The organism is Methylocucumis oryzae, from assembly GCF_000963695.1.
In the GTDB taxonomy this organism is placed as follows: domain Bacteria; phylum Pseudomonadota; class Gammaproteobacteria; order Methylococcales; family Methylomonadaceae; genus Methylovulum; species Methylovulum oryzae.
Map to the genome: position 1 here is coordinate 1 of NZ_LAJX01000372.1, position 1,493 is coordinate 1,493.

Here is a 1,493-nt window from a genome sequence, read left to right on the forward strand (position 1 = left end):
CTAACTATAGCCCGCCCAATTTGAGAACCGTAGTTCGTCTCCGGGTCGTCATCTCGGCATGGATTGTCAAGAACACAGGGGGACTTGAAGAGCGCCATCCATGGCACTGGATTCCGGCAATCCCTGCCGGAATGACGGGTATGTAAAACTATGGCTTTCTGATTGGTCGCGGTTTAGCGTCAGAATAGGGTGCAGCCTCAATTTAAAGCAGCCGCAACAGAAGGAACGCCAAAGAGATTTATTTTTTGCCAAAACTGTGTCCACCTATGAGCCGTTAAAACTAATGCCCGTAACGTTAAGATACCGGCAGCCCCTGGTTGTTTCCAGCGCATCCCGGCAAGACAAAATCGCTGTTTTATAAGCGTTTTACAAGCCGCTTCTGTTACGCCGGAGCCGATCGGAAACGAGCGCTCGGTGTAGCTTAGGTAATCCATTTGGTGGCGATGATTTTTATAATAGGTAACCGCGGCACCCAGTTTGTCCCGGAGATGTTTCGGTAATTTTTGGGTGCTTTTTCGTGCGTGTAGCGTCAGCATTTCATTGTACAGGGCTTCAGCCGCTCCTGCGCTGTGCTTCAGTCGATGGCAGCGATCATCCAACCAGGCTTTATGCGCGCTTTTATCTTTAGGATACTTTGCATTAGCCACCGCCCCCAAATAACTACTCGCATGATAAAAATCGAGAATCGATGTCTCGGTATGCTGCGTTAAGAATTGCCAGTTGCTTTCAGCGCCATCGGCTAACCCGATCCTCTTTGCATTCGGAAAGTGCGTTTTTACGCGCTCAATCTCGGCAGTAAAGCGGCTCAAGAAATCCGCCTTGCCATATTCAGGTGTCGCACCTAAATAAATCGTATGTTGCCGCTCGCCTTTGGCGTCATAAAAACTGATCGTACCCGCCATGGCTTCCCGCCAACCTTCTTTACGCAGGTGCATACACGTGCCATCCAGGCCGATGGCTATCGATGCCGTAGCTTGCTCAAAGTTTGGCAAGTCGTAATGCCATTGGCTTTCTTGTTGTCCGGCTACGTCTGCTACTTTTCGGGATAAGTTTTGTAAGAACGAGGTGGATACTTTTCGGCCTTGGCATTCCAGCAAATCCTGTTGGACTGCCAGGGCTGAGTTACCAGCCATTTTAATGCCTACCTGCTTGGCAAACCGGGGTGTTGAGCTTCCCATGATGCGAGCGGCCTGCTCTAAAGGACAGAAGGTTTTTCCACGGCCATGGTGGTGGTAAACATGCCTTGCACATTGGATTTCACCATAAGGCGTTTGGTAAAATTTGTCTTCCTGTCCCTTACTTCGCCATGGCTTGCCATCTATCTCCATCGCTTCACCTTGGGTGTCGAATTGCTTCAATGCTTCTTCAGTAGCGAGATTCCCCGCCTCATTGATAACCGCCTGAATCGCTTCCTCACTGTCCAGCATCGAATCTTCGAGATCAACGGTTATCTCTATGATTAGCTTTTTCCCTTCTTTTCTTATGATTTTCGC

Annotated in this window: 1 protein-coding gene; it reads right to left on the minus strand. The window is 49.3% G+C overall.

Annotation, left to right across the window (positions count from 1 at the left end; genetic code table 11):
- Positions 1-197 precede the first annotated feature (197 nt).
- Positions 198-1,493: ISKra4 family transposase (locus tag VZ94_RS21745; protein ID WP_082081911.1), on the minus strand; the 1,296-nt coding region annotated here is incomplete at its 5' end.